Annotated in this window: 5 protein-coding genes; all 5 read right to left on the bottom strand. The window is 26.0% G+C overall.

Annotated features, from left to right (window positions below; translation table 11 throughout):
- Window positions 1-133: 133 nt before the first annotated feature.
- A complete protein-coding gene (locus FYJ83_RS18920; protein WP_326828377.1) occupies window positions 134-1,297 on the bottom strand; it encodes a DUF2812 domain-containing protein in 1,164 nt (387 codons plus the stop codon).
- 96 nt (window positions 1,298-1,393) lie between these two features.
- A complete protein-coding gene (locus tag FYJ83_RS18915) occupies window positions 1,394-3,166 on the bottom strand; it encodes an ABC transporter ATP-binding protein (RefSeq protein ID WP_154443049.1) in 1,773 nt (590 codons plus the stop codon).
- Window positions 3,159-4,958 (bottom strand): ABC transporter ATP-binding protein, encoded by a 1,800-nt coding sequence (locus FYJ83_RS18910; protein WP_216585497.1) that lies wholly within the window; start codon window positions 4,956-4,958, stop codon window positions 3,159-3,161. Before FYJ83_RS18910 ends, FYJ83_RS18915 begins: the two co-directional genes overlap by 8 nt.
- 131 nt (window positions 4,959-5,089) lie before the next feature.
- Window positions 5,090-6,259 (bottom strand): helix-turn-helix domain-containing protein, encoded by a 1,170-nt coding sequence (locus FYJ83_RS18905; RefSeq protein ID WP_154443048.1) that lies wholly within the window; start codon window positions 6,257-6,259, stop codon window positions 5,090-5,092.
- A gap of 21 nt (window positions 6,260-6,280) precedes the next feature.
- Entirely contained in the window at window positions 6,281-7,270 is a 990-nt protein-coding gene (locus FYJ83_RS18900; protein WP_154443047.1) for a putative bifunctional diguanylate cyclase/phosphodiesterase, read from the bottom strand.
- Between the last annotated feature and the right edge of the window lie 215 nt (window positions 7,271-7,485).

The raw sequence follows: 7,485 nt of genomic DNA, 5'->3' as shown, positions 1-7,485 counted from the left end.
TCTGTTATAATTGTTTTCATAAGGAAAGATCCCTCCGATTTTTGTTTGTTATGGTAAACAACATTATATCAGAGGTCTTTCCTTTTTTCATATTTACTTGTCACAAATGTATTGTCTCATATCAATTATTTTATTAAAAAGTCTTAAATTTCTCCGATATAACTTCAATTAACTCCTCTAGAGAAACCCTGCCATCATGATACATAATATATATAAGTTGATTTTCTTTCCTGAATAATAGTATAATTCTATGTTTATCTTCTAATCCATATACACTAATATTATCTGTAGTTTTTATTTCACGAAGCCCTGAGTAAGTCATTAATCCTCGTCCTGCTAATATATCTTTTTCTAATCCTTTTGCAATAAATTCACATCTTGCGTCATAGTATCTAAATACTAATAATGGTTCAAGTCCTGTATCTATATTATTTTCATCATATAATTTTACACTTTCTATTAAATCATACTCCTTTGGAACAAATATATTCCAACTTGTATATACATGGTTTTCAGTGTCATTATCACTAAAATTATTATAAGTCTCTACCTTTTCAATATCAGCTATTGTAACAATTGGTAGATCCCCTAGTCTATGTACATCCCCAAGACTAATCTTTCTTCCATAGAATAATTTACAAAATACTATACCAATTATAGTTAGAGCCAGAGTAAAATTAATTATGGTTTTTCTGAAAGTTCTTCTTACAAATACAAATTCATCATCTTCATTGTCTAAAAACTTTCCCTCCCCTAACAAATTTTCCATTCTTTTTAAATATCTTCTTTTACTATTCTCATGAAATAAAGATATTAAAGCAATTATCATGGACAAACCAAATGAACTTTCCTTTGTCAAAGATATATAAAATCCCTTATCTGATAGAATTACTATATAAATTATCAGAAGAATAGTCACACTAATTATACTGAAAACATTCCCCTTATATCGTTTTTCTCTATAGTTACCTAATGCTATTTTATGTAATGCAGGTGTTCCATATAACTCCCTTAGTTCTGAATCTCCTTTAGAGGAAAATATTAAAGCTGAGTCTTTTCCACCTATGAAATCCCACCCTTCCTTATTTCTCTTTTCAATTATATTTTCCTTATCATCTTTATTTACTAAATCGATTCTATAGTTTATTTCTTTATTATCTCCCTCTTCAAAATACGCAAATATTTTACCTATTTTCTTTAGGTGTAAGCCTTTCTTAGACATATGATAAAAATAATTCTCATACTCTTTAAAATAAAGTAAATCTCGAAAAACAAACTTTCTAATTATCTCCCTCACCTCCTATATTATTATTCTACATATTTTTACATAATCCTTCTTTTTTTAAGTTTTCTAAAAAACATATGGTAAACTTAATTACCATATGTCTTTTTCCTAAGCTATATAATATTTTGCTTGTGTATTATACATATTTCCATATAGTGAATCCTCTTTTTTCATAAGTTCATTATGATTACCATATTCTATAATACTTCCATTCTTGAAAACAGCAATTTTATCTGAAAATCTTGTACTTGATAATCTATGGGAAATATATATGGCTGTTTTTCCTTCTACTAATTTGTTAAAGCTATTATATATTTCATATTCTGATATAGGATCTAGAGCAGAAGTAGGCTCATCTAATATAACTATAGGTGAATCTTTGTATAAAGCTCTGGCTATGGCTATTTTTTGAGATTGCCCTCCTGAAAATTCTATACCGTTTTTATCAAAGCTTTTATATATATTTGTGTCTATACCATTTTTAAGTTTATCCAAATCCTCACCAAATCCTGCCTCTTCAAGGCATTGTATAATTCTAGTATCATCCACCTCTGAATCAAATAAGAAGTTTTCTTTTATGGAGAAAGATAATAATTTAAAGTCCTGAAATACAATAGACATTAATTTCATATATTCAGTATATTTATACTCTCTTATATCTACTCCTCCAAGTAGTATTTCGCCTTCCGTTGGCTCATATAATCTTGATAAAAGTTTAATAAATGTAGTCTTACCTGCCCCATTTAGTCCAACAATAGATAATTTTTCTTTAGGTTTAATTACTATTGATATATCTTTTAATGTATATTCATTTTTATTTGGATATTTAAAGCTTACATTTTTAAATTCTATAGTAAAATTTTCTATATTATCTATATCAATTATCCCCTTTGAATTTTTAGATTCTATACTGTCAAACTGGATAAACAATTCTAAATATAAACATATTTGATTTATATCTATGAAAGAATTTACAAAGGACATTATAGATGTACTAAAGCTTCTAACAGTATTTGCATACATTGTAAAGCTTCCTATGGTAATGGTTTCTCCAATTACGGATATGGCAAGATAACCATAGATAATAATCATTTGTACCTGTATATTTATATTTGTTATTCCTGAATACTTCCCTATATCCGTAAATTGCTTAGAGTATATTTTCAACAAATTATCAGTAAAATACCTTGCTTTATTCAATATAAGTGATTTTCCATTATATAACCTAATGTCCTTTCCCACTGAAAAATCAGATGTAAGTCTGATAAAATATGAAAAGGCTCTATTGTCAAATATGGATTTTTGATTGTCTTCAAATCTAATTTTTTCTATCTTTTTAAATATATAGGAGTTTAAAAATACTATTATCAGTATCACTAGTATAATCAATGGGTTTAGAGTTATTAAAATATATGAAAGACCTATTAGGGTAATGCCTTCATATATTATTTGAGAAGTTTTTTCTAATGCCCAGCCTATTGCATTCATATTATAAATAGCAAAATATGCTCTTTCTTTTAAATCCAGTATTTCCGGGTCTTCAATATTTTCAAAATCCATTTCTACACATTTTTCTCCTAAATATGAATCTATTTTATTAAACAAATCAGTTCTTTCTAATTCCATTATCTTTTCAAAATAGCTGTTTAAGATTTTAAAAATTAAATTTCCTATACTTAATACTCCAACATAAATAATTAATATATTGATACTTTGATTTCCCATAAGTTCATCAATTATTAATTTCGGAATTATTATATTTAAAAATGGAGTAAAGGCCTTAAGTAAAGATGCCAAAACAGTTTTAGGTATATATGTTCTAGACAAGTTATTTGTTAACTTGAAAAAATATTTAAGTATCTGAAATTTACTTTTAGGCATAGGCTTTATCCTCCTTATAATATCTAGACTGGATATTAAACATATTTGCATATAGACTATCTAACTTCATTAACTCATCATGTGTTCCATATTCCTGCAATTGTCCATTTTCTATAAAAGCTATTTTATCGCAAAATCTAGTACTAGATAATCTATGAGAAATATATATGGCTGTTTTTCCTGAAATAAGTTTATCAAAACTTTCATATAATCTATTTTCTGCCAGTGCATCTAAACTAGCTGTCGGTTCATCCATTATTAATATTTTTCCATTTTTATATAAGGCTCTAGCTATGGCTAACTTTTGATTTTCTCCCCCTGATAATTCAATCCCTTCTTCATCTAGTATTTTTAACATATTGGTTTCTACTCCTTTTTCCAAGGATTGGATTTTATCTTTTAGCCCTGATTGTTCTATTGATTCATTAAGTTTAATTTCATCAAAGGTATTACTAAAACTTATATTTTCTCTAATATTAAATGGAAATATTTTAATATCTTGAAACACTACAGACAATAGGTCTAAATATTCTTCCTTATTGAATTTATTTATATTTATTCCATTTACTCGTATTTCACCAGCATTAGGACTATATAGTCCTGTGAGAAGTTTTACCAAAGTAGTTTTTCCTGCTCCATTTATTCCAACTATTGCTAACCTTTCCCCTGGATTTATTACAAGAGAAAAATCTTTAAAAATATATCTTTCACTATTAGGATATTTAAATGAAATATTATCAAATTCTATTTTATATTTTTCAGTCTTTGGTATATTTATGGGATTTAATATTTTTTTAGGCTCTTTTTTATTTAAAAATTCTCTAAAATCACCTATATATAGGGATTGAATTCTAATAATTGATATATCTTTCATTGTAGTATCCATCCATATAGCAAAGCTATTCATGGCAACGGAATACATTACAAAATCACTTATACTTAAATTGCCATATATAACTTTATATATAAGATATGAGTATATAACACTTTCCCTTATGAAAAATAATATCCCATCTAAAGTAGAAGATTTGAATATTTGGTTTTGTATTTCTTTAGTAATTTCAAGTAATCTTTTATCTGAGCCTACTTTTTTAGAAAAAAGAATATTTTTTAATCCATAAACTCGAATATCCTTGCCAAATTGAAAATCTGATAAAGTTGAAGATGAATAAATAGATTCTCTTTTTTCTTTATATAAATCATCTTTTCTGCTTCTCTCATACTGTTTTGCTTTAACCATAATAAGATATGATAATAATACAGTTAATATCAATATCATAAGTATAACTGGACTTAATCTAAATATTATAGTTACAAATCCAAAAAAACCTATAATAGAACCTAGTATACTAAATAGCTTTAGTATTACAATTCCAACACCAGACATAGGGTTTTGTACTGTATCTAATGCTATATTTATATCATTTAACGTATCTGGATCCTCAGTATAGAGAAAATCCATTGTCATGGACTTTTCACTTAACATATGAATGAAATTATATCTTATAACATTCATTTTCATTCTGAATTTCCCTTGTAAATATTCTACTAAAAATCCAATAACTGAAGCAATTATAAGACCCAATCCTAATATTCTCACAATTATATCTGGTCTTTTTCCACCTAAAAGTTCATCAATCAAAAATTTCGGTATGTAAACCCATATAAAAGGCGAAACTGCGTAGAGAATAGAATATAATCCTATTGATATAAATATAGATTTTTGCCACAGAGAAATATGTTTAATTACAAATATTAAATTATCCATGCTTTTAAATTTTTTGTTTTCCATTTTCCTCTCCTCCTTTTATTATATATTATATAATTTAATTTAAGGTATTGAAATCAAATGATATTGAGAAAATAGCACAAAAAAATAGAGCTAAAGCTCTATTAAGTATAGTATTCTATGAAAATATATAATTATCGTTGATTTCTATAGATATATTCAGTAACTAATAGTGCATCCTTATATCTTCTATTGGCCTTATAAGCTTCAATAAGAAAATCACTATAAAATGTAGTATTAGAATGTTGTCTATTTTTCTTAGATTCATTATAAATGTCCATAAGCTTATTAAGATATTTTTCCGAATGAATATAGTCCTCATTTTCAATCATAATCTCTATAAGTTCATTTACAGATTTTAGTATATTTATTTTCTTTGCTTCTATATAATAAATTTTAGCAATTTCTTTTTTATTATATCTCAAATATAAAAAGCAAAGTTTTTGATATAGTTTCTCCATTGAATCTTTATTATCTTCTGGAGATATTTCCATTGCCTTTAATAAATATTCTTCTGCTTTAATAAAATCAATAGATATATAAGCTATTCCCATATGATAATAAATAAAAAACTTACTCCCTCTATCTTCAATAAGATTTAAAAAATTTAAAGCCTTATTATAATACTTTTCCATGGTAGGCAAATGAAAATATATATATAAATTGCCTAACATTACACATACTTCTATTTGGAGTTTAATACATCCCTCATTATAGGCTAGATTCAAGGCTTCTAAATTTAGTTCAATGGATTCATAATATTTTCCTTCAATCCACTTAATATATGCAATTTGATGTATAATTTCTGCAGTATATTTTACTTTTTTAGCTTCCTCTAATAGTTTTATATCATTATTTAAAAATCCTGTAATAAGATAAGACATATATAACTGATCATTATCCATATATTCTTTATATCTTAATATGTCAGTGTCCTCTGTTTGAAATAATTTATCAAATAACTCAAATAGCTGATAATCAATATTTAGAGAAGAATTTAAGTATCTAGATTTATTGCTCCTAATTTCTTCTAATCTATGCTCATCTATTGGTGTCCCAAAGTATCGTGATTTATTAATCTCCTCAAATATCTTTTTTCCCTCTTGCACAAATTTCTCATCACTATTAAAATCTATACCTAACTTTTTAAAAAGCATCTTTACTATTTCTTCACTTGCTACAATATTTCCTCTTTCAATCTTAGATAAATAGGAAATTGAACATATTCCCTTACACAAGTATTCTTGCTTTAAGCCTAGTTTTTCTCTATTCTCTTTTATTAATAATCCTGTTATATCTTTCATATTTATCTCCTAAAATTTCTATTATATTGTGATTTCACTTATCAATTCTATTCCGTTAGTTTTACTTAATAATTTTATTGCATTTTCCATTGATACTGGCTTGCTAAATAGATACCCCTGCATTATATCACAGTTGTTTTTTATTAGATATTGTTTTTGCGCCTCAGTTTCTACACCTTCTGCAATTACCATTAAACCAATTTTATGAACTAAAGATATTATTGAGCTTGTAAGAACTTTTTCTTGGTCTTTATTGAGTAAATTATCAATAAACAGTTTATCTATTTTAATAGTATCTATATTTATTTTTTTTAAACGAGCTAAAGAAGAATGACCTGTCCCAAAATCGTCTAATGATATACTGATACCTTCTTTTCTTAATTTACTAAGCTTTTCATTAATTATTTCATAATTATCTGCTAAAACTGTCTCTGTTATTTCTAATTCTAAATTTTCTGGTCGAATTCTTGCTTTTTCAATGATTTCTATTACATCTGTAATAAAATCATACTGCAATAATTGAATTAAAGATATATTCACAGCTACTTTTATACCTTTATGACCTTCATTCTCTAAAGTCTTAATAAAATTACAAGCTTTTATCAATATCAATCTTCCAAGGGGTACTATTAATTGTTGTTTTTCTGCCACATCAATAAACTTAATTGGTGAAATAATTCCCAATTCTTTATTTTTCCAACGAGCTAAGGCTTCAAATCCCACTATATAATCTGTCTTTAAATTAATTTGAGGCTGATATTCTAGGTAAAATTCCTCACTATTATTATCATAAATAACCTTTCTAAGTTCTTTCTCTATGGTTTCATTTAGTATTAAATCTTCTCTCATGGTTTCATCAAAAAAACAATATTTTTTATTCTCTTTTTCACTTATATTATTTAAAGCGATTTCAGCATCCTTAATTATGTCATCGATTCTACTATAACTTTCATCTATCTCAACTATTCCTATTTTTACAGTAATAGTTTTTCCTCCATATGTTGTTACCATAGAAAATTCAAATGAATGTAAAATTCTATTGCAGATTTCTATTAGATAATCTTTATCTTTATAGTTTTCTATATATACTATAAAACTATGGATAGGTTACACTAGATAGGACAGTTTTTCTCCGAACATGATATAATAAAACTAGGAGGAGAAAATCATGTCAAGAAAATATTATGAGGAAAATTTCAAGAAGCAATTAGTTAACATATATAACC

Origin of the sequence: Tissierella pigra, from assembly GCF_009695605.1 — a bacterium.
Taxonomy (GTDB): Bacteria; Bacillota; Clostridia; order Tissierellales; family Tissierellaceae; genus Tissierella; species Tissierella pigra.
This window is presented reverse-complemented; position numbering and strand designations above follow the sequence as displayed.